18 protein-coding genes are annotated in these 21,060 nt (G+C 28.6%); 9 read left to right on the forward strand and 9 right to left on the reverse strand.

From position 1 onward, the window contains the following. Window positions 1-7: 7 nt before the first annotated feature. The 5 genes from FDT66_RS01875 to FDT66_RS01895 form a co-directional block, all read right to left on the reverse strand. Window positions 8-1,285 carry a BamA/TamA family outer membrane protein gene (locus FDT66_RS01875; RefSeq protein WP_317130831.1) on the reverse strand — a complete coding sequence of 426 codons (1,278 nt, stop codon included), beginning with the start codon at window positions 1,283-1,285 and terminating at the stop codon, window positions 8-10. Further along, the gene (locus FDT66_RS01880; RefSeq protein WP_138534449.1) at window positions 1,285-2,685 is read right to left on the reverse strand and encodes a hypothetical protein; all 1,401 of its coding nucleotides are present in this window, start codon (window positions 2,683-2,685) and stop codon (window positions 1,285-1,287) included. The genes FDT66_RS01875 and FDT66_RS01880 overlap by 1 nt, the downstream gene beginning before the upstream one ends. 7 nt (window positions 2,686-2,692) lie before the next feature. Further along, window positions 2,693-3,526: a universal stress protein gene (locus FDT66_RS01885; protein WP_138534450.1), complete on the reverse strand. Its 834-nt coding sequence runs from the start codon at window positions 3,524-3,526 to the stop codon at window positions 2,693-2,695. Window positions 3,527-3,596: 70 nt separating this feature from the next. After that, window positions 3,597-4,598 carry a glycoside hydrolase family 113 gene (locus FDT66_RS01890; RefSeq protein WP_138534451.1) on the reverse strand — a complete coding sequence of 334 codons (1,002 nt, stop codon included), beginning with the start codon at window positions 4,596-4,598 and terminating at the stop codon, window positions 3,597-3,599. Window positions 4,599-4,625: 27 nt separating this feature from the next. Next, a complete protein-coding gene (locus tag FDT66_RS01895) occupies window positions 4,626-5,531 on the reverse strand; it encodes a transporter family protein (protein ID WP_138534452.1) in 906 nt (301 codons plus the stop codon). Window positions 5,532-5,698: 167 nt separating this feature from the next. On the opposite strand from FDT66_RS01895, the gene FDT66_RS01900 reads away from it, so the two are divergent. The 8 genes from FDT66_RS01900 to FDT66_RS01935 all read left to right on the forward strand — a co-directional run bounded on the left by FDT66_RS01900 (window position 5,699) and on the right by FDT66_RS01935 (window position 14,718). Beyond that, complete coding sequence (locus FDT66_RS01900; RefSeq protein ID WP_138534453.1) at window positions 5,699-7,048, forward strand: NAD(P)/FAD-dependent oxidoreductase; 1,350 nt, start codon at window positions 5,699-5,701, stop codon at window positions 7,046-7,048. Between the two features lie 3 nt (window positions 7,049-7,051). Beyond that, complete coding sequence (locus FDT66_RS01905) at window positions 7,052-8,674, forward strand: 4Fe-4S binding protein (RefSeq protein ID WP_138534454.1); 1,623 nt, start codon at window positions 7,052-7,054, stop codon at window positions 8,672-8,674. Next, a complete protein-coding gene (locus tag FDT66_RS01910; RefSeq protein ID WP_246034730.1) occupies window positions 8,664-9,200 on the forward strand; it encodes a toxin-antitoxin system YwqK family antitoxin in 537 nt (178 codons plus the stop codon). Before FDT66_RS01905 ends, FDT66_RS01910 begins: the two co-directional genes overlap by 11 nt. After that, complete coding sequence (locus FDT66_RS01915; RefSeq protein ID WP_138534455.1) at window positions 9,197-9,892, forward strand: glycosyltransferase family 2 protein; 696 nt, start codon at window positions 9,197-9,199, stop codon at window positions 9,890-9,892. Before FDT66_RS01910 ends, FDT66_RS01915 begins: the two co-directional genes overlap by 4 nt. Window position 9,893: 1 nt before the next feature. After that, entirely contained in the window at window positions 9,894-11,384 is a 1,491-nt protein-coding gene (locus FDT66_RS01920) for a cellulose synthase family protein (RefSeq protein ID WP_138534456.1), read from the forward strand. Further along, window positions 11,384-12,784 carry a glycosyltransferase 87 family protein gene (locus tag FDT66_RS01925; protein WP_138534457.1) on the forward strand — a complete coding sequence of 467 codons (1,401 nt, stop codon included), beginning with the start codon at window positions 11,384-11,386 and terminating at the stop codon, window positions 12,782-12,784. Before FDT66_RS01920 ends, FDT66_RS01925 begins: the two co-directional genes overlap by 1 nt. 61 nt (window positions 12,785-12,845) lie before the next feature. Continuing rightward, window positions 12,846-13,874, forward strand: coding sequence for a LacI family DNA-binding transcriptional regulator (locus FDT66_RS01930; RefSeq protein WP_138534458.1), 1,029 nt, complete (start codon window positions 12,846-12,848; stop codon window positions 13,872-13,874). Window positions 13,875-13,908: 34 nt separating this feature from the next. After that, on the forward strand, window positions 13,909-14,718 hold the full coding sequence (locus tag FDT66_RS01935) for an HAD family hydrolase (RefSeq protein WP_138534459.1): 810 nt from the start codon (window positions 13,909-13,911) through the stop codon (window positions 14,716-14,718). A 13-nt stretch (window positions 14,719-14,731) separates the two neighbouring features. Here the strand turns inward: FDT66_RS01935 and FDT66_RS01940 are convergent, their stop codons facing one another. After that, window positions 14,732-15,685 carry a carbon-nitrogen hydrolase family protein gene (locus FDT66_RS01940; protein ID WP_138534460.1) on the reverse strand — a complete coding sequence of 318 codons (954 nt, stop codon included), beginning with the start codon at window positions 15,683-15,685 and terminating at the stop codon, window positions 14,732-14,734. 8 nt (window positions 15,686-15,693) lie between these two features. After that, window positions 15,694-16,485, reverse strand: a complete 792-nt coding sequence (locus FDT66_RS01945; RefSeq protein WP_171032295.1) for a DUF2797 domain-containing protein — start codon at window positions 16,483-16,485, stop codon at window positions 15,694-15,696. An 82-nt stretch (window positions 16,486-16,567) separates the two neighbouring features. Between FDT66_RS01945 and FDT66_RS01950 the strand changes: the two genes are divergently transcribed. Continuing rightward, window positions 16,568-18,076 carry a GH3 auxin-responsive promoter family protein gene (locus tag FDT66_RS01950; protein ID WP_138534462.1) on the forward strand — a complete coding sequence of 503 codons (1,509 nt, stop codon included), beginning with the start codon at window positions 16,568-16,570 and terminating at the stop codon, window positions 18,074-18,076. Window positions 18,077-18,081: 5 nt separating this feature from the next. Here FDT66_RS01950 and FDT66_RS01955 read toward each other — a convergent pair whose 3' ends face one another. Beyond that, window positions 18,082-19,959: a hypothetical protein gene (locus FDT66_RS01955; protein ID WP_138534463.1), complete on the reverse strand. Its 1,878-nt coding sequence runs from the start codon at window positions 19,957-19,959 to the stop codon at window positions 18,082-18,084. A gap of 56 nt (window positions 19,960-20,015) precedes the next feature. Continuing rightward, window positions 20,016-20,993 carry a polyprenyl synthetase family protein gene (locus tag FDT66_RS01960; protein ID WP_138534464.1) on the reverse strand — a complete coding sequence of 326 codons (978 nt, stop codon included), beginning with the start codon at window positions 20,991-20,993 and terminating at the stop codon, window positions 20,016-20,018. Between the last annotated feature and the right edge of the window lie 67 nt (window positions 20,994-21,060).

Here is a 21,060-nt window from a genome sequence, read left to right on the forward strand (position 1 = left end):
TATTTTTTTAAAAATATTGTCCGATTCCAAAAACCAACCCTCCTTTTGAATTGCTTTTACCATCATAAACCTTAAAACCGTAATCGATTCTAAACGTTGCATTGTATACTTTTTTACTGATAAAACGAAGTCCGAAACCACTATAAATTCTTAATTTTTCGTTTTTTAAAAAATCGTTTAACTCTCCTCCTGGATCTCTCCAAGAACCTATATCAGTAAAAATATTTGTTTGTATTGCCAACCAATTTTTATCATAAATTGTATATCTAAATTCAGAGTTTAAAGTTGCAACTCCTGTTCCTCTATCAACTAAAAAACCAACTCCTCTAATATTTACGTTATTGTCTAATGCAAATGGTGCAAATGGAGAATTTTCGTTTGTTGATAATCCAAAACGTAACCTGTTTGCCCAATTTCCTTTGTTTCCAACTCTTTTAAAATATAAAAAATCATTCCAAGCAATTAAAAATTCATTTTGAAAATCGTTTTCTGTTAGTACATATTGTGCATATAAAATGCTTTTAAAACCATTTACGTATTGATAAAAATAATTCAAAGTATCATAGGTATAAACAAGTTTAAAAAGAGCTTTATTTAAATTTAATTTTTGAGGCACTGAACTATCTGTAGCTCCAGATAAATAGGTATAATCTTCAGAAAAAATATTTACACCAAAATCTATACTATTTTTTAGGTTGAATTGATGTAATGCTAAGACTTCAAAAGAAATGTTATTGTATAAATAATTGGCTGATGTATTGTTGAAAAACAAAGGTTCTTCACTTTTCCAGTTTTGATGGTTCACAGCCAAACCCCATTTTTTAGCAAATAAATTTGGTGCTCTAAAGTTTACACCGTATGAATTGAATCCATTATTTTGATAAAAACCTCCGAAAGTAATATTTCTACCAAATAAATTATAGTCATACAAACCAATTTTAAAAGCAAACTGCTTGTTTGTTGTGGTCCAAAAATTAACTTCTGGAATAATAGTGAAATTTTCTTCTAAAAAAAATAGTACTTCATAGTTATTTTTCTCGACAAAATGCACCTCGTAAAAAGCATTACTAATAGCAGGTAATCTTTTTAAAAATATTAAATCATTCTCTAACTTTATAGAATCTAATTTTTGATGTTTTTTAGTTGTAAGTATTTTGTTTACAAAAGAACTTTTTAATTTTTCTGCACCTTTTATTTTTACCTGAATTACTTGATTTTCTTGTGAATGTAAAAAGCCTGCAAAAAGCAAAAAAAGAGTAAGAAAAAAGAAATTCTTACGCATCATTATTCAACAATAAACGTTTTTTGAATTACTAAATTCACCCAATTATCGGAACTTATTCCTAATAAATTAAATGTATTTTCATCGTCTAAAACCAATGCTGGAGGAGTAGTTCTATTCAAATTATCAATTACATTAGAATCATCATAATACGTAAAAGTTTTTTCTGTAGTAAATGTACCTGAAAGAAAAGTATTATCACTTTTTGTTAGTATTTGTAAGTATTTTTCGTTTTCTGGAAAAGTACCATCTTGCCAAGTAAAAGTTGGTTTTAAAGTTTCTGAGTAAGTAATTTCTACTGTACTTTTCCACTCTGTTGTTCTGGTTTGATTTTTTGTTCTTATTGGTTTTGAAATGTGTAATTTACCATCAGTAATATAAGTTACCACACACCAAACTTCTTTAGATCTGTTGTTGGAAAAACGCCTGAATTGATCACCAAAAACAGCAACGTTTGTTAGGTTTTTTCTTCTGTAATTTGAAAAATCTGTTTCATCTACAGTTGTATTTTCAGTTTCATAATATCTAAAATCGAAAGAATTTATTATAGGATAATAGTAAATATAGGTGGTTTCTTTATTTCCGTTTGCATTTCCAGCAAAAGCGAGTGCAGTGTCTAATGTTTTGTCTGAATTTACTGCTATGTATTCTTCTAAATTTCTTGGAATAAATTGTTTTTCAATAATAAGATTTACCCAATTATCTTCACTAACTCCCATTAAAGTGAAATTATAAATTTCATCTTCTACCAAATCTTCTGGAGTTGAAGTGTTAATATTTAAAACAACATTACTTGTGTCGTAAAACTGAAATGTTTTTTCTGTAGTATATGTGCCTGAAATAAAAGAATTTTCTTCATCAGAAATTACTTGAAAATAAATTACATTTTCTTTAATAGTACCATCTTCCCAAGTAAATTTTGGTGATAAAGTTGTTGGATATGTTATGTTTGTTGAGGCTGAATATTCTGTTGGTTTGGAGGTGTTTTTTAGTTTTATTGGGTCTGAAATATGTAATTTACCTTCTGTTAAATACGTTACCAAACACCAAGTTTCTAATGAACTTGGACGAGAAAATCTTTCTAGCTTACCTCCAAAAACAGCTTCTTGGGTTAAAGAACTTCTTCTGTAGTTTGAAAAATTAGTTTGGTCTGCATTTGCATCTTCCATTTCATAGTAACGTATATCTGTTGCTCCTTCTACAGGGTAGTAAAAAATATAATTTAAACTTGTATTTGCTTCAGCATTTGTAGCACAAGCAATTAAATTATCTATTTCACGGTTTGAATTTTCATCAATATATTGTTGTAAATTTCTTGGTACTACAACATCACCTCCATCATCAGAACAAGAAAAAAATACTGAGACAAAAAGTATAAAAAATAAAAAACGCTTACTATTCATTAATAATTTAAATTTTAAAAGTAATAATTGGTAATGCTGAATGGTTGCTTAAATCTTCAGAAATGCTTCCAGAAAAGATATGTGACAAACCTTTTCTGCCATGAGTTGCTGTTGAAATTAAATCTGCACCTATTGCATTTGAAAAATTTAAAATACCTTGTTCTATAGATCTTTCACAAACAAAATGTACATTTATTAACCTATCTATATTTCCTTCGGCTTTCATTAAAAATTGATGCGCTAAAGCATCCATTTCTGCAGTTGTTTTAAAGTTTTCGTTTGGTAAATTTACATACAAAATATGTTTTTTTGCTTCAAATAAATCCAAAGTTTTTAGCATTTCTTTAAATGCAGGAATAGATTCTTCTGAAAAATCTGTAGCAAAAACAATATCTTTAAAATTTACATCATGTAATTCATTTTTAATAACCAAAACAGGAATTTCTGAGTATCTAACTACTTTTTCTGTATTGGATCCTATAAAAAACTCTTTTAATCCGCTAACTCCGTGTGAACCCATTATAATTAATTCGGCACCAACTTCTTTGGCTACTACATTTACTTCACTAAAAACTTTGTAGTGCTTTATAATTGGCACAACTTTTACGTCTTTCAGATACTCTTTTTCTAAAAAAGTTTTGAATCTTTTTTCGGCTATCTTTAAAAAAAATACTGCTTTTTCTTGTTGATAACTTGGGCTTTCTGCTAAGTTAACTTCTTGTAAATCTAACATATGCAATGCAATGATAGATGCATTTATTTTTTTTGCTAATTGTGCAGCTGTTTTAAGTGCATTTTCTGAGTGATTTGAAAAATCTACGGGTACAACTATTTTTTTCATAAGTATTGTTTATTTAAACTACTCAAATTTAAAGCAATCTATTAGCATAAAACAGGATATTTATCATGTTTTATTGAGAATACAAAGTTCTTAAAAGTTCTTCTGCAGGTTTATTTTGCGGTGTAAATCTGTTGTTTTTTTCTCCTCCAACTCTTTCATGACTATGAAACCATTTCCATACAAAACCACCAGCAAACCAATTTTCTTTCCAAAATTGATTGTGTATTGCTTGCAATCCGTTTACTTGTGCTTGTAAATTTACACTATCTTCTACTCTATTGGAGTTCCATGGTTCTTTTCCTGAAAAATCGACACTTCTGTAACCAAATTCGGTAAATAAAACAGGTTTATTAAATTGTTTTTGAACTTTTATTATTTCGTTTTTATGTGGCGTCCAACCCAATTCAAAATCTGCTACTGATGGCGATTTTTTATCTGTTAGAGGAAAATAAGCATCTACACCTATAAAATCTAATTCACTCCAAAAAGGCACTCTTTTAAACTCGTCCCAATTTGCAGCGTAGGTTAATTTTCCTTTGTAAACTTTTCTAATTTCTTTAATTACTTTTTGCCAATAATCGGGTCTGTTTATTACAAATTGTTCTAATTCTGTACCAATACAAAAAATATCTGCTTTTAATTTTTCAGCAGCGTTTGCATAAGTTAATATAAAACTTAAGTAAGAATTTTCTAAAACTTGCCAGCTTTCTTCAGAAGTCATTTTTATATTTCCTGTAAATTCGCCGCGATAAACCCAAATATGTGGCTTTACCATAATTTTTACACCTTCTTTTTGAAATCTTTCTGCGTATTGTAATAACCCATTTTTAGTTTCTCCAAACCATTGTCTGTTCGTATTATGAATTATTTTTGGTGTTGAAAGGTTTCTAATAAAACCAAAAGGCATCAACGCAACATAATTGCTTTGTGCCTTTAAAACTGGTGTTATATGTTTGCTGTTTATAGAATCTCTTGATGCTACAAAACTGACTCCATTAATTTTTTTAGTTTGACTTTTACAAGAAAAATTTAAAATAATTAACAGTAGTAAAAGGAAGTTTTTTGTTTTCATAAATCTCCCTAAAAATACTTCTTTTTGTTAAAACAACGCTCTTAAACCAATGTTAAAACTTTCTCCTAAACCAGTTGCATTACCTCTTACGAATTTACTGTACAAAGCTTCTAAGTTTAATACGTCTGTTAATTGGTATTTACCTCCAAAACCTACTGTTGTAAAATCTTGTGTAAAATCTCCAAACCTATTTGTATGTTGTACAAAACCTAAAACTGTAGATTTATCTGATGGAAAATAACTCAAAAATAAACCAGGGTTTAAAATAAATGTATTTGAGGCAAAACTACCTTCAATAGTTGTTCTTCTTCCTAGGTTATCTGTAGTACTTACATCTTCTTTACCAAAAAAGTATTGCGTATTAAGTTCTGTAAATAATTGCCATTTTCCGCTAGAAAAAGTGTGGTCATAAAAAAATCTATTTTGAATATTCCAAGCTGCTTCATCTAAAAAAACATCATTTTTTGTTTCGTTTTTTACTAATGGAATATGAATGGAAGATTGTACAGAAAAATTACCAATGTTCTCAAAAGGTTGCCATTTTAATGATGGAGCAATTGTTGTTATTGCTGCTCTTTCATCAAAACTAAATACAGACAAAGCATTTCTACCACCAATATTATTAGAACGAAACTCTACAATTACACCTAAGTTTACTCTATTGTTATCAGAAATTCCAGTAAAAACTTCTACTGTAGATGTTAGGTAATTTTCTCTTGGCTTTGTTCTCTTTGTGCCATCAGGTCCAAACAAGTCTTTTGTTTCTGTATATAAGTTATTAAAAAACTTAATATCCCATTGATTTTTGTCTAATAATTTTGAAGGTGTGTAGGTTTGAATGTTGCTTTTATTATCATCATCTTCTTGTGCAAAAGACTGAAAACTAACTATTAAAACAGCTGTAATAAAAACTCTTGAAATTAATTTACTCATTTTGGTTGATTTTATTTTGTTGGATATTTAAAAAAACTCAAACATTAAGTCTATGCTTTTATGAAATACTTACAAACCAAAAACTTTATTTAAAACAATTCTAAACTGTATTTTAATATTAAGTTCTTAACTTTAACTGCGACATAAAAAGTAATAATCAATCAACTATGGAACATATCGTTATTATAGGTAATGGAATTTCTGGTGTAACTGCTGCAAGACATATTAGAAAAAATTCTGATAAAAAAATTACAATTGTTTCAGCAGAAACCAAGTATTTTTTTTCCAGAACCGCACTCATGTATATTTACATGGGACATATGAAATTTGAACATACACAACCTTATGAAAACTGGTTTTGGGAGAAAAATAACATTCATCTTAAAGAAGGTTTTGTGGCTGCTGTGAATACAGAAAAAAATCAACTTGAATTTACAAATGGTGAAACACTTTCTTACGACAAACTAATTATTGCCACTGGCTCTAAACCAAATAAATTTGGTTGGCCTGGTCAAGATTTATCTGGTGTTATGGGAATGTATCACAAACAAGATTTAGACAATTTAGAAAAATATGCGCCAGATAATGAAACTTGCAAGAGAGCTGTTATTGTTGGTGGTGGTTTAATTGGTATTGAACTTGCAGAAATGTTAAGAAGCCGAAAAATTCCGGTTACATTTTTAGTAAGAGAAGATAGTTTTTGGAATGGTGTTTTACCGGCACAAGAATCTGAAATGATTAATAAACATATCAAAGAACATCATATAGATTTACGTTTAAGTACAAATTTAAAAGAAATTAAAGCTGATGAAAACGGACAAGTAAAATCTATAATTATTGAAGAAACTGGTGAAGAAATTCCATGCAATGTTGTTGGTTTAACAGCAGGAGTTACTCCAAATATCGATTTTCTAAAAACCTCTGGAATTGAAACAGATAAAGGCGTAAAAGTAAACCGCTTTTTAGAAACAAATATTAAAAACATATACGCAATTGGAGATTGTGCTGAACAACATGAAGCTATAGGACGAAGAAGAAACATTGAAGCTGTTTGGTATACAGGTAGAATGATGGGCGAAACTTTAGCACAAACAATTTGTGGTAACAAAACAGCATACAAACCTGGACATTGGTTTAATTCTGCAAAATTTTTAGACATCGAGTATCAAACGTATGGTTGGGTTTTTAGTGAAAGAAACAAGAAAGAAAACGAAGCCTATTTTCAATGGAAACATCCAAAAGAAAATAAATGTATAACCATTTCTTTTGATAAAAATTCAAAATTATTTTTAGGAATAAACACTTTTGGAATTAGAATGCGTCATGAAATTTTTGACAACTGGCTTACTCAAAAAAAATCAATAGAACATGTTTTAGAGCATTTACTTGATGCCAATTTTGACCCAGAATTTTACAAACTTCATGAAAAAGAAATTGTAACAAAATTCAATAAAGAAAATAATACAAACATTCAACTGAAAAAGAAAAGTTGGAAACGAATTTTTAGCAAAGCATAAAAGATGAAAGCAATAAAATATACAGGTTTAGTAATCTTTTTAATAGGATTAGCCATTTTTACAGGAAGTATTTTTACAGGTTCTTTTAATTTAACTTCTGCTGAATTAGATGAGTTTATTAAAGAAAAAAAGTATAAAAACGAATACATCAAAGAAGAACTTACAGAAGCAGTTGTAACTTCAAAAAAAATAAACATTTTTGAATTTTCTACACTTGTAAGAAATGCCTTTGAAGAAGCAAATAAACCTTATTACAATTTAATTGACAAATACAATAAGGAAAAAAAATGGGACAAAAAAGGGGCTCAGTATCAATATATTATTAACGGCAAACCTCATACTTTAAGCTACACTTTGGCAAAAAAAGCTGGTAGCGGTTTTGTAAAAGAAAATGTAGGCTTATTGTGGTTTTTAACTTTTGGATTGGCAATTATTGGCGCTTTACTTTTTATGCTTCCAAATTTAATTTTACTAGGAAAACCAGGTATTAAAAATGATCATATTTATCACAACTCAGCTACAAACAGAGGTTTTATTGCTTGGTTGGTTTTAATTTATTTGGTTGTGTTTTATCTAGTGCTTTATTTTTATCCAGATTATATTGTAAACTGGACATTTATTTTAGATCCTATAAGTAATGCTCTAAATGGAGGTGCTGCCTCTCAATGGTTTGTATATGGATTTTTATACTGCGTTGTAATGTTAACCATGGCTGTAAGAATGTATATAAAATACAGGCATAACAAGTATCAAATTATTAGAACAACTTCAGTGTTGTTTTTTCAGATTGTTTTTGCGTTTTTAATTCCGGAAATCATGAGTAGCCTAAACATGCCAGGGTATGATTTTAAAAATGCGTTTCCTTTAGATTATGATTTTTTCTTTGAATGGAACTTAAAATCATTAACAGAAAGTGGAGGAATAGGAATTTTTATTTTGGTTTGGGGTATCGTTTTAACCTTAATTATAGTGCCAGTAATGGTATATTTTTTCGGGAAAAGATGGTATTGTTCTTGGGTTTGTGGTTGTGGAGGATTGGCTGAAACACTTGGTGATCCTTACAGACAACATTCTGATAAAAGTTTAAACGCCTGGAAATTAGAGCGATGGTTAATTCATGCTGTATTAGTCTTTTCATTAGTTATGACCATAATAACACTCTATTGTTATTTTTCTGGAGCTCAATCTTTTTTAGGCATTAATTCTCAATGGATAAAAGATACCTACAGTTTTTTAATTGGTGCTTGGTTTGCTGGTGTTATTGGTACAGGTTTTTACCCTATTTTCGGAAATAGAGTTTGGTGTAGATTTGGATGTCCTTTAGCTGCATATTTAGGTTTGGTACAACGTTTTAAATCAAGATTTAGAATTACCACAAATGGAGGTCAATGTATTTCTTGTGGAAATTGTTCTACTTATTGTGAAATGGGAATAGATGTAAGAGCTTATGCCCAAAAAGGAGAAAATATCATACGTTCTAGCTGTGTTGGTTGCGGAGTTTGTTCTGCAGTTTGTCCAAGAGGTGTTTTAAAATTAGAAAATGGTCCTGAAGATGGTAGAATCAATCCAACAGAAATTTTACTTGGAAATGATGTTGATTTGATGGACTTGGTAAATGAAAAATAAAAACTTTAACAACATTAAACGTAAGAGAAAAATATTACACCTATTTTATTCTAAAGCAATCATTGTTATTATTTTATTTTTTTGCTCAACAAATGTTTTTTCACAAAAAAAATATGAAAAAGAGTTTTATAAAAATGGGCAAATAAAGCAAGAAGGTTGGGTTTTAAATGAAAACAAGGTAGATTATTGGAAATTTTATTACGAAAATGGTAGTTTGCAAAAAGAAGGTCACTACAAAAACAATTTAGAAATAAAATATTGGTATTTTTACCGCCCAAATTCGATAGTAGAAAAGGAAGGTCATTTTAAAAATGGTGTAAAATTGAATTGGTGGTTATTTTATGACAAAAAAGGTATTATAAACCATAAATGTCAACTAAAAAATAATCAAAAAAATGGATATTGCTTAATGTATAGTAATAAAAAATTAGTGAAAGCTAGTAAATATAAAAAAGGAGTAAAAATAAAAGAATGGACAGATTTTTCTTCATTTAAAGAAGAAAACAATCTAAATGACCTAAGATGACAAACCCACTAATTAAAGTAATTATTCCTGCTTACAATGAACAAGATTCCATTGCAAACGTAATAAATGATATACCTAAAAATGTTCAAGAAGTTATTGTTGTTAGCAATAACTCTACAGATAAAACAATAGAAAACGCTACGAATGCAGGTGCTACAGTTTTAACTGAAAACAAAAAAGGATATGGTTACGCATGTTTAAAAGGAATGGAACACATACATAATCAAGAAATACAACCAGATATTGTTGTATTTTTAGATGGTGATTATTCTGATTATCCAGAACAATTAACAGAATTAGTAGCTCCTATTATTCAAAATAATATCGATTTTGTTGTTGGTGCTCGCGTAAAAGAATTGCGAGAAAATGGCGCCATGACACCACAGCAAATTTTTGGTAATTGGCTGGCAACTTTTTTAATGAAAGTTTTTTTTAATGCTAAATTTTCAGATTTAGGACCATTTAGAGCCATAAAATATAATAAGTTATTAGCATTAAAAATGGAAGATAAAACCTATGGCTGGACAGTAGAAATGCAATTGAAAGCATTGAAACAAAAATTATCTTACATAGAAATTCCTGTAAAATACAGAAACAGAATTGGAGTATCCAAAGTTTCTGGAACTGTAAAAGGAAGTGTTATGGCAGGTATTAAAATTTTAGGTTGGATTTTTAAATACAGTTTTAAATAAAATGATTTTAGAATACATCATCATAATAATTTATTCTATTTCGCTATTGCTTATATTTTTATATGCTTTGGCTCAATTAAACTTACTTTTTAACTATTTAAAAGCAAGAAAAAAAGTAGATACTTCAGAAAAATTCGACTTTAATAATAAAGAAGAAATACCCTATGTAACCATACAATTGCCAGTTTATAATGAATTGTATGTAATGAAACGCTTGTTAAAAAATATTGCAAAATTAGAATATCCAATAGATAAGTTAGAAATTCAGGTTTTAGATGATTCTACAGACGAATCTGTTGAAACTACTGCAAAACACATCAAAAAAATACAAGAAAAAGGAATTGACATACAACATATTAGAAGAAGTAACAGACAAGGTTTTAAAGCAGGTGCTTTAAAAGAGGGTTTAAAGATTGCAAAAGGTGAATTTATTGCCATTTTTGATGCAGATTTTTTACCACAAACAAACTGGTTGTTAGAAACTGTACCGTATTTTAAAAACGAAAAAATTGGTGTTGTTCAAACAAGATGGGGTCATATTAACAGAAACTACTCTACATTAACAAAAATACAAGCATTTGCTTTAGATGCTCACTTTACGTTAGAACAAGTGGGTAGAAACAGTAAGGGCCATTTTATAAATTTTAATGGAACTGCTGGAATTTGGCGAAAAGAATGTATTTATGATGCTGGAAACTGGGAAGGAGACACCTTAACTGAAGATTTGGATTTGAGCTATAGAGCTCAACTAAAAAAATGGGAATTTAAATATTTAGAAAGAGTTGAAACACCTGCAGAATTACCAGTGGTAATTAGCGCAGCTAGATCTCAACAATTTCGATGGAATAAAGGTGGTGCAGAAAATTTTCAAAAAATGATGCGAAGAGTAATTACTAGCAAAAACATATCATTAAAAACAAAAATTCACAGTTTATTACATTTGCTAAACAGCTCAATGTTTACCTGTATTTTTTTAGTTGCAGTGTTAAGTATACCAATGTTATATATTAAAAATGAATACGAACATTTAAAAGTATACTTTTATGTAATGAGCTTCTTTGTAATAAGTTCATTAATCTTTTTTGTTTGCTATTGGTATATGTATAAAAACATTTATGGTGGTGGTTTTTTAAACTTCATTAAATATATTGGTGCTTTTTTCACGTTTTTTTCAATTGCAATGGGCTTTTCTTTACATAATACTATTGCTGTTTTAGAGGGGCATTTTGGTAAAAAAAGTGAATTTGTTAGAACCCCAAAGTTTAACATAAAAAATATTAAAGACGCTTGGAAAACAAATAAGTATATCAAGAAAAAACCATCAATACATGTGGTTATTGAAGGTGCTTTGGCTATATATTTTGCCTTTGGTATGTACAGTGCATTTATTGTAGGAAATCAAGGTGGTGATTTTGGTCTCTTTCCATTTCATTTAATGCTTTTTATTGGTTTTAGTTATGTGTTTTTCAAATCTATATTTTCAAAAGCATAATGCCTTTTTCAGAAAAAAATAAAGCAATTTTTCTAATTAGTTTTAGCATAATTTTCTATTTTATTTTTGCCTATTTTTTAGAAAGAACTTCATTTTTTTCACTCATAACTCTTTGGTTTTCTTTATTTGCTTGTTTTTATTTTTTATTAAAAAACAACAACATTTCCTTTACTACTTATGCAGGTATTGCTATTCTTTTTAGATTAATTTTTCTGTTTGCAATACCAAATTTATCGCAAGATTTTTATAGATTCATTTGGGATGGGCGCATGATATTAAACGGATTTAATCCGTATTTATCATTACCAGAAACATTTATCCATCAAAACCTAGCACCAGTTTCAGATTCAAATACTTTGTATACTGGTATGGGAACTTTAAACGGTAGTCATTACACAAATTACCCTCCAGTAAATCAATTATGTTTTTTAATTGCAGCCATTTTTTCTAGCAAAAGTATTTTTGGTGCTGTAATTGTTTTAAAATTAATCATCATTTTAGCAGATATTGGAATTTTATATTTCGGAAAAAAATTATTAGAACGTTTAAAATTACCAGTTAAAAACATTTTTTGGTACATTTTAAATCCTTTCATTATTATTGAAATGACAGGTAATTTACATTTTGAATCTGTAATGTTATTTTTTTTAGTTTGGGGTTTTTATAAGTTACACCAACAAAAATGGATTTGGGCTGCAATTTTAATAGCTTGTTCAATTTCAGTAAAACTTATTCCTTTATTGTTTTTACCACTCTTTTTTCAATGGTTTGTGAAAAAAAATAATAATGAAGCTACAGTTGGAACAACTTCATTCGCTAAACAAAAATTGAATTATAAAGGTTTTTTAAATTTAATAAGTTTTTATACAATTATTATTGCAATTACAATGCTGTTGTTTTTACCCTTTTATTCATCAGAATTAATAGCAAACTACTCAAATTCTGTAGGTTTATGGTTTCGTAACTTTGAGTTTAACGCTAGTTTCTATTATGTTTTTAGAGAAATAGGCTATTTATTTAGAGGCTATAATGAAATTGCTATTATTGGTAAAATTACACCTATAGTAACAATTCTATTTTTGATTATTGTTGCTTTTTCAAGAAACAATAAAACCTTAATTCAATTAATTACTGCCATGTTGTTTTGCCTATGCTTTTATTACTTTACAGCAACAACAGTACATCCTTGGTACTTGGCGACACCACTTATTTTATCCGTTTTTACAAAATATAAATTTCCTGTAGTTTGGTCATTAGTTATTATTTTAACTTATCAAGCCTATGCAAATACTCCTTGGAAAGAAAATTTATGGCTTGTTTTTATAGAATATTTAATTGTTTTTTCTTTCTTAATTTTTGAACTCCGAAAAAAAAATCAAAATAAAGAAATTTTAAAATAACAATAGTATTATCTATTTATGCTGAGTTTTTTGTATTTTAGTTGCCTATATTTTATCATATATGAAAAGACTTACTATAAAAGACATAGCCAAAGAGTTTGATGTTTCGATTTCAACAGTTTCTAAAGCCTTAAATGATAGTTATGAAATTAGTGTAAGTACAAAAGAAAAAATTCAAAAATACGCTAAAGACAATAATTACAAACCTAACTTCAACGCATTAAGCTTAAAAAATAGGCAAACAAAAACTATTGGAATTTTAATTCCGAATATGTTAAATTACTTTTTTGCCCAAGTTTTTAATGGCATGGAAAAAGTAGCCAACGAAAAAGGTTATAAAATTATTTCTTGTATTTCTAACGAGTCTTTTAAGAAAGAAGTAGAAACTATTGAAATGCTTTCGAATGGAAGTATAGATGGTTTTATTTTATCACTTGCAGAGGAAACCGTACTTAAAAACGACTTTAAACATTTTGAAGACTTAATTGATAACGGAACTCCAATTGTAATGTTTGACAGAGTTGCAGAAGCTGTAAATTGTGATAAAGTTGTTACAGACGATTTTAAAGGAGCCTCTAAAACTGTAAAATATTTAGCAAAATCTGGTAGTAAAAATATTGCTTTTGTTTCAACTATTAGCAACTTAAAAGTTGGTAAAAAAAGACATCAAGGATATTTAAAGGGATTAGAAAAGGCAGGTTTACCAGTAAACAATAATTTAATAATAAATATTGTTGATGAAGATTATAAAAACTATGAGAATATTTTAAGTCCAATTTTTGATGCAAACGAAATTGATGCAGTTATTACTACAGACGAATCATCAGCAATTGCAGCTATGAAAGTAGCTCAAAAGAGAGGACACAAAATACCTGAAAACTTTGCTGTAGTTTGTTTTTCTAACGGAATTTTAGCAAGACACTCAAGCCCTAAACTAACAACAGTTAGCCAACATGGAGAAAAAATGGGTGAAACTGCTGCAAAATTATTAATAGATAGAATTGAAGATAAATCTGACAAAAAAGAAGCTCCAAAAACAGTTATTATAAAAACCGATTTGGTAGAACGTAACTCCACAAAAAAAGCATAATTCGTAACCTATTTTTCAGAGAAGAAACTCCTATATGAATTTAGAAAAAGTAAAATTAGTAGTTTCAGATATGGACGGAACTCTTTTAAACTCTAATGGTGAAGTTAGCAATCATTTTTTCGAAATCTTTAAAAAACTAAAAGAAAAAAACATATATTTTTGTGCTGCAAGTGGCAGGCAATACAACAGTATTGTAGATAAGTTAGCACTTATTAAAAATGATATTCATGTTATTGCAGAAAATGGGGCAATTGCAAAAAAAAGAAATGATATTTTGCTTTTAAACTCTTTAGATGCTCAAAAAATAATAAACATCATACCTACTTTACGAAAAATACATGGTGCAAATATAGTTTTGTGTTCGCAAGACGCAGCTTTTATAGAAAGTAAAGACGCTAGGTTTATAGATTTATTTCAAGAATATTATCATAGTTTTCAAGTGGTAGATAATTTAATAGAAATAGCAGAATCAACTACAATTCTAAAAATTGCTGTATTTCATTTTACTTCTTCAGAAGAATTCATTTATCCAGAAATAAAACATTTAAAAAACGATTATTTACTAAAAATATCTGGACAAAATTGGTTAGATATTTCTCATGAAAATGCCAATAAAGGAAATGCTTTAAGAGCTGTTCAAAAAATTTTAAATGTAACCAAAGAAGAAACCATGGTTTTTGGAGATTACCATAATGACATTGAAATGTTACAAGAAGCTGAATTTAGTTTTGCTATGAAAAACGCACATAAAGACATTAAAGACATTGCAAAATACACTACTGAAAGTAATAATAATTTTGGTGTAGAAGCTATTTTAGATAAATTAATTATTGCAAATGAATAATTAGAAGCAGACACTACTCATTATAAGAAACTGTACTTTGTCTTTCTCTATTTACTTGTAATTTAGTTACATCTGGTCTTGAATAATGTCCAACAACATCAAAATTTTGTCGTTCTTCTAAAACTTGATTAAAATTTAAGGTTTCTATAATTAAACCTTCTTTGTTAAGAACTGGCTCAATTAACCATTCTCCGTCAGGAGATGCAATACAAGAACCTCCATTTGCCAAAATTTCTGGAGCATCTTTTATAATTTTATCATAATGTGGAGTATCTTTTGTAAAATCTGACTTTGCCATTAAACTAGAAACAGAAATCACAAAAGAACGAGATTCTCTTGCAATAAAACGCGTTATATCTTTGGTGTTATAATCGCTCCCAGGCCAAACAGCAATGTGTAAATTTTCGCCCAAACCATACAATGCTGTTCTTGGTAAAGGCATCCAGTTTTCCCAACAATTTAAACCACCAAGTGTAAAATCTTTAAGCGAATGAACTTGCAAACCATTTCCATCACCAGGAGCCCAAGTTAAACGCTCATCAAATGTTGGTTGTAATTTTCTATGTACAGATTTTATTTCTCCTGTTTCATTTATGTATACCAAAGATGCGTAAATACTATGACCTCCTCTATTTTGAGCACGCTCCATAATGCCTAAATAAATGGCAATTTTATTTTCTTTTGCCAATTTACAAATGGAAGCTAACTCTCCTTTTTCTATAGTAATAGAATTTCTTACGTAATGTGCATGAATTTCTTTTTGTATTTTAGAGTTCCACTCAGCACCATTTGTAAGAGCAATCCAAAAAGGATAACCTGGTAATAAAGCTTCACCAAAAACAATAAGTTCGCAATTTTCTTTAGAAGCATCTATAATTGATTTCTCAATTTTTTTAATGGTTTTTTCTTTATTCAACCAAACTGGAGATATTTGTGCTAAGGCTACTTTTAAAAGATTGTTTTTCATGATAATTATTATATTTCTAAAGAAACTACGAGACCCTCATTACTTCTTATATTAAAAACAGTTTCGTCTTCAAAAATTAAGTACTGTCCTTTTATACCCACTAATTTTCCTTTAAAAGTTGGTGTTTTTTCTAAATTTAAACTTTTTGGTTTTGCTGGATATTTTAAAACTGGAAAATTTAAATTCGTTTCAGAATTGTTTTCAATAAAATATTCTAACGCTTCTTGCGGAATGTACTGCTTTAATTTTTCTCTCCAAGCAACCAAATCTTCATCTTCTACATCATTTTTTAGCATTTTACGCCAATTTGTTTTATCAGCAACATGTTCTTTTAAAGCAACTTCTGTAATTCCTGCTAAATACCTATTTGGTACCTCTACAATTTCTATGGCTTCATGCGCACCTTGATCAATCCAACGTGTTGGAACTTGGGTTTTTCTGGTAACACCAACTTTTACGTTACTTGAATTTGCCAAATACACAATATGTGGTTTTAATTGCACAGATTTTTCATATTCTAAATCTCTATCTTCTTCATCTAAATGCGCTCTACTCAATTCTGGTTTCATAATCCAATCTCCAGCAGAAGGAATATCAAAAAAACAAGATTTACAAAAACCTTGTCTGTAAATTTTCTTTTCTAAATGGCAGTTCAAACATTCGTAGGTAATAAAATTTAAAGAAATCTCTTTATTTAGTAACTGATTTACGTTAATAAAATCGGTTTTCATGTCTAAATAATAATTTATTTCCTCGCCATTTTCCGTCATCATTTTTTTTAAAACTCCTTGGTAAATCATCTTACAAATTTTAGTATTTTTAAATTTCGATTTTAACAGTATATTCGTATTAAAATCAAACCAAACAAACTTACGAATTTCTATGGCTTTTCAAATTATCAATTCTATAATTTCTTGGTTTTTAAAAAAACGAAAGCATCAAATAGAGTTGTTTTTAAAATATCCTATTGATGTACAAAACGAGTTATTATTAGACCTTGTTAATACTTCAAAAAACACCGAAATTGGAAAGAAAAATGGTTTTGCATCTATAAAAAATTATCGAGATTTTGCAGAGAAAGTTCCAATTCAAAAATACGAAACTTTTGAACCTCTTATTGAACGATGTAGAATGGGAGAACAAAATATATTTTGGCCTTCTGATATCAAGTGGTTTGCAAAGTCTAGTGGAACAACCAATGCCAAAAGTAAATTTATACCTGTTTCTGATGATGCTTTAGAATATTGTCATATGAAAGCTGGTAAAGACATGTTGTGTTGGTACATAAATAACAATCCAAAAACACAATTATTTACTGGAAAAGGCTTGCGTTTAGGAGGTAGTTCTGATGTTTATAGAGACAATAATTCGTATTTCGGAGATTTATCGGCAATTATTATTGAAAACATGCCTTTTTGGGCAGATTTTAGTTCTGCTCCCAGTCAAGAAGTTGCTTTAATGGGAGAATGGGAAACTAAAATGGATGCCATTATTGATGAAACCATTCACGAAAACATTACCAGTTTAGCTGGTGTACCAAGTTGGATGTTGGTTTTATTGAACAGAATTTTAGAGCGTACAGGAAAAGACAATATTTTAGAGGTTTGGCCTAATTTGGAAGTATATTTTCATGGAGGCGTAAATTTTAACCCTTATAGAGAGCAGTATAAAAAAATAATTCCGAAAGCAACTTTTAAATATTACGAAATTTACAATGCTTCTGAAGGATTTTTTGCCATACAAGACAGAAATCATTCCAAAGAATTGTTATTAATGTTAGATTACGGAATTTTCTACGAGTTTATTCCTATGGAAAACTATGATGAAGAAAACTCTATTGCTATTCCACTTTCTGAGGTAAAAAAAGACGTAAATTATGCCATTGTAATAACTACAAATGGTGGTTTATGGCGATATTTAATTGGTGATACTGTAAAATTTACAAGTATAAATCCGTACAGAATAAAAATTACGGGTCGTACAAAACATCATATTAATGTTTTTGGTGAAGAATTAATCATTGAAAATGCTGAAGAGGCTTTAAAATTAGCCTGTGAAAAAACAGAAGCTACAATAAAGGACTATACAGTGGGTCCTATTTTTATGGATGGAAAAGAAAAAGGTGGACATGAATGGATTATAGAGTTTGAAAAATCACCGAAAAACGTTTCTTTTTTTACAGAAATGTTAGACAATGCTTTAAAAGCTATAAACTCTGATTACGAAGCAAAACGTTACCAAAACATGACTTTAACAGCTCCTAAAGTACATGTAGCTAATGAAGGTTTATTTTATAGTTGGTTAAAGAAAAAGGGGAAATTAGGTGGCCAACATAAAGTACCTCGTTTATCTAACTCCAGAGAATTTATTGAAGAATTATTAGCTTTGTAAGTGTATTATTTTATACAGTTTTCGCAATAAGTTGCTTTTAAATATTTGTTTTCTAATAATTGAAACGTAACTCCATTATTTAAAGAAGAATTGAACATTTTACAAAAACGCTCTTTATTCATTTCTATAGCATTTAACATAATTGTTCTATAATTTTTAGAACCAATTGCATATTCATCAAACAAGGTTAAATTTAAATAATAGTAAAGTAAATCTTCATCAACAGTAATGGTTTTCACTTTATCTTCTAACAATTCTGTAGCCTCATCTGTATTTGCATAAAATGATAAAAATTGTGCTAAACTTAAATAATCGAAATTAGATAGGTAAAAGTTTTCGTAAGTATCAATTATAAAATCTACAGATTCGTCTTTTGCATCATACTTTCTTTCTCGCATATTTTTTTCGGCTTTTACAATGTGAAAGTTTACCAACATTCTATCAATTAAATTTTGGGTAATGCCATATGATTTTAAGGCTATAATTTCTTTTTTAAAATCATTCTCATTAATGTTTTGCCAGTTGTTTTTCCAAATGATAAATTTTACGACAATTAAATTGTATTTAATGTTTTTGTTTTTTGGGTCTAATGTTTCAACCTTTTTTAATTCATCAAAAGCTATTTTAGCATAACTTGCATTTAGAAGGTATTTAAAAATGCTGTTTTTATTTAAAATTGTTACAAATTTTAACTGCTTTGGTACATTTAACTTTTGCAATAAGTTTGGAGAACCTTCTGTTTTTAATTTCTCAAAAATCGAGTTTTGTACCACTAAAGCCTCGTCAATATTTTCGTTTAACACAAAATTATTAAAAGTATCTACCAACTTTTCTTTAGACATATTTTTATATTTGTCTTTCTTTTCTAACTCTAAAATAACAACAGCTTTTCTGTGGTTTTTTAAATATGTTTCTAATTCTTTAGAAACATTGGCTACTACTTTCTGTTTGATTGTTTTTTTAGGTAATTCTTTAAATGATTTATAAGGTGTTTTAGAAATATCATTTAAAAATTCTACCCAATTTTCAGAAGTAGTAATTTCTGTTACAATACTTGGTTTTTGAAATGTTTGTAATGATTTTACAATACTGTTTGCACGTTTTTCTTGCAATTCTATATTTCTTTCTAAGCTACCCTCAATAGATGAATATGCTTTAATATTTATTGTTTTTATAGTAAAATCGGTTAATTTTAAACTGTCATACAAAGGTTTAATATCTTCGGAAGAGTATTCAGTTTTATTTTTTTCAAACGGAATTACAAACTTTAAAGTTTTATATTTTGTGATATATTTATCTGAAGTACTTATTTTTTTATCTTTATATGTAAGTGAGTCTAAGTAAACACCCATGTCCAACAAATCCCAAGGATAAGATTCTAAGTTATAAATTCTTTGATATCTACAAAGTGTTTTATTGCTCAAAAAAAGAATATTAAACTCTAATTCTTCTTTTTCTAATTCCTTTGGAATTGTACCCACGTATGATATAAAATTGTTAGAGCTTGAAGATTTTTTAAAACCTCTCATTAGTTGTTGAGCAAAAACTGGCTTTAACAAAGTTCCTTTAATTTGTGATTGTAAAGTTTCTTTATCACAATCGTAAATTGATTTTGAAACTACGTCAATAGCAATACCATCACCTGATTTTTTAAAAATATTTGAGAACCATTTTTTATCATTGGTGCTAAAAAATAGTTTATTATCCTCTTTTACAATACTAAATCGTACTTCTTTCGGTTTTTGCTGAAATGCTTTTGAGAAATAACCACATGCTTGATTTCTTTCCGGGTTTGAGGTAGGAATCTTAAAATTATTTTGCGAAAAAAGAAAATTAGAAACTAATAAAGTTGTTAAAAATAGCAATTTAGAGGTAGGCTTCATTTGTTTTTTAAATTTAAAATAAAACCAAAAGTAGAAAAATTGAAGTTGTAAAAAAATTAAATTTTACGAGCTACCACATATTCAATCATGGAAACCAAAGATTTTTTATAGGCAGATTCTGGATAGTTTTCTAAAATATTTAATGCTTTATTTTTGTAATCGTTCATTTTGGTTGTGGTGTACTCTATACCTCCATTTTGTTTTACAAAACTAATAACCTCTTTTACCCTATTTTTATCTTTATTATGCTTCTTTATTGAATTTATTAACCAAGCTTTTTCTTTTTTAGAGCAGGTATTTAAAGTATGAATTAAAGGCAATGTCATTTTTTGTTCTTTAATATCAATTCCTGTTGGTTTGCCAATTTTCTCATCAGTATAATCAAATAAATCATCTTTAATTTGAAAAGCAATACCAATATATTCACCAAATTTTCTCATTTGTTGCACTGTATCTTGATTTGCTCCTACAGATGCTGCTCCAATTCCGCAACAAGCAGCAATTAAAGTGGCTGTTTTTTTTCTGATAATATCAAAATAAACAGCTTCTGTAATATCTAATTTTCTGGCTTTTTCTATTTGTAATAATTCGCCTTCGCTCATTTCACGAACAGCAATAGAAATTAATTTTAGTAAATCAAAATCTTCATTATCAATAGACAATAATAATCCTTTAGACAACATAAAATCACCAACTAAAACAGCAATTTTATTTTTCCAAAGTGCGTTGATTGAGAAAAAACCTCTACGTCTGTTACTATCATCTACCACATCATCATGAACCAGTGTTGCTGTATGAATTAATTCTACCACAGAAGCACCTCTGTAAGTTCTTTCATCAAAACCACCATTTGAAACCATTTTCGCTACCAAAAAAACAAACATTGGTCGCATTTGTTTTCCTTTTCTTCGAACAATATAATATGTAATCCTATTTAAAAGTGGTACTTTAGAAAGCATGGACGCTTTGAATTTTTCTTCAAAGAGCTCCATTTCATTTTTAATGGGAAGTTTTATGAATTCTACAGGTTTCATTCTTTACAAAATTACGAAATATTCGTAGTAAGGCCTCATTTGGTTTTGGAAACCTACAGTTATTTTA

The organism is Polaribacter aestuariivivens (assembly GCF_005885675.1).
Taxonomy (GTDB): domain Bacteria; phylum Bacteroidota; class Bacteroidia; order Flavobacteriales; family Flavobacteriaceae; genus Polaribacter; species Polaribacter aestuariivivens.

What these genes read in the sequence shown, in the direction of transcription:
- FDT66_RS01880 (WP_138534449.1), bottom strand. Translation starts at nt 2,685, where the DNA reads ATGAATAGTAAGCGTTTTTTATTTTTTATACTTTTTGTCTCAGTATTT.
- FDT66_RS01950 (WP_138534462.1), top strand. Translation starts at nt 16,568, where the DNA reads ATGGCTTTTCAAATTATCAATTCTATAATTTCTTGGTTTTTAAAAAAA.
- FDT66_RS01905 (WP_138534454.1), top strand. Translation starts at nt 7,052, where the DNA reads ATGAAAGCAATAAAATATACAGGTTTAGTAATCTTTTTAATAGGATTA.
- FDT66_RS01940 (WP_138534460.1), bottom strand. Translation starts at nt 15,685, where the DNA reads ATGAAAAACAATCTTTTAAAAGTAGCCTTAGCACAAATATCTCCAGTT.
- FDT66_RS01920 (WP_138534456.1), top strand. Translation starts at nt 9,894, where the DNA reads ATGATTTTAGAATACATCATCATAATAATTTATTCTATTTCGCTATTG.
- FDT66_RS01910 (WP_246034730.1), top strand. Translation starts at nt 8,664, where the DNA reads ATGAAAAATAAAAACTTTAACAACATTAAACGTAAGAGAAAAATATTA.
- FDT66_RS01930 (WP_138534458.1), top strand. Translation starts at nt 12,846, where the DNA reads ATGAAAAGACTTACTATAAAAGACATAGCCAAAGAGTTTGATGTTTCG.
- FDT66_RS01900 (WP_138534453.1), top strand. Translation starts at nt 5,699, where the DNA reads ATGGAACATATCGTTATTATAGGTAATGGAATTTCTGGTGTAACTGCT.
- FDT66_RS01875 (WP_317130831.1), bottom strand. Translation starts at nt 1,285, where the DNA reads ATGATGCGTAAGAATTTCTTTTTTCTTACTCTTTTTTTGCTTTTTGCA.
- FDT66_RS01895 (WP_138534452.1), bottom strand. Translation starts at nt 5,531, where the DNA reads ATGAGTAAATTAATTTCAAGAGTTTTTATTACAGCTGTTTTAATAGTT.
- FDT66_RS01945 (WP_171032295.1), bottom strand. Translation starts at nt 16,485, where the DNA reads ATGATTTACCAAGGAGTTTTAAAAAAAATGATGACGGAAAATGGCGAG.
- FDT66_RS01925 (WP_138534457.1), top strand. Translation starts at nt 11,384, where the DNA reads ATGCCTTTTTCAGAAAAAAATAAAGCAATTTTTCTAATTAGTTTTAGC.
- FDT66_RS01960 (WP_138534464.1), bottom strand. Translation starts at nt 20,993, where the DNA reads ATGAAACCTGTAGAATTCATAAAACTTCCCATTAAAAATGAAATGGAG.
- FDT66_RS01915 (WP_138534455.1), top strand. Translation starts at nt 9,197, where the DNA reads ATGACAAACCCACTAATTAAAGTAATTATTCCTGCTTACAATGAACAA.
- FDT66_RS01890 (WP_138534451.1), bottom strand. Translation starts at nt 4,598, where the DNA reads ATGAAAACAAAAAACTTCCTTTTACTACTGTTAATTATTTTAAATTTT.
- FDT66_RS01885 (WP_138534450.1), bottom strand. Translation starts at nt 3,526, where the DNA reads ATGAAAAAAATAGTTGTACCCGTAGATTTTTCAAATCACTCAGAAAAT.
- FDT66_RS01935 (WP_138534459.1), top strand. Translation starts at nt 13,909, where the DNA reads ATGAATTTAGAAAAAGTAAAATTAGTAGTTTCAGATATGGACGGAACT.
- FDT66_RS01955 (WP_138534463.1), bottom strand. Translation starts at nt 19,959, where the DNA reads ATGAAGCCTACCTCTAAATTGCTATTTTTAACAACTTTATTAGTTTCT.